This is a genomic window from Stenotrophomonas sp. C3(2023), assembly GCF_032911385.1.
In the GTDB taxonomy this organism is placed as follows: Bacteria; Pseudomonadota; Gammaproteobacteria; order Xanthomonadales; family Xanthomonadaceae; genus Stenotrophomonas.
The window spans coordinates 1-468 of record NZ_JAWJLO010000009.1 but is presented as its reverse complement, the minus strand read 5'-3'; the positions used below and the strand labels follow the sequence as shown (position 1 = coordinate 468).

The 468-nt window shown below is 60.3% G+C and carries 1 protein-coding gene; it reads right to left on the bottom strand.

What is annotated here, in order from left to right:
- On the bottom strand, window positions 1–468 hold a 468-nt coding region (locus tag RZA67_RS16385; RefSeq protein ID WP_317214122.1), incomplete at both ends, for an IS3 family transposase.

Here is a 468-nt window from a genome sequence, read left to right as displayed (position 1 = left end):
GAACTGGCTGCCTTGGTCGGAGTGAATGATCAAGCCCGCAGCAGGCTTCCGCTTCCATATCGCTGATACGAGTGCCTGCAACACAAGATCCGTGGTCATCTGGGACTGCGTTGCCCAGCCAACCACCTGCCGTGAGTAGAGGTCGACGATCACAGCCAGGAACAGCCAGCCTTCATACGTGCGGATGTAGGTGATGTCGGTGACCCACACCTTGTTGGGACCAGAGGGTGAGAAGTCACGATTGACGACGTTTTCAACCACTCCGGGCGGCCCGCCTCGATGTCGCGGCTTCCTGCCGTAGCCAATCTCCGCCCGTATGCCTTCTACTCTCATCAGGCGTCGAACACGGTGGCGACTGCAGCGCTCGCCACTCTCCCGAAGTTCACGCGTGATCTTGCGGTAGCCATAGACCGTGCCGCTCGCCAGCCAGGCGTGCTTGATGAGGCCGCGAAGGCGATCATCTTCACG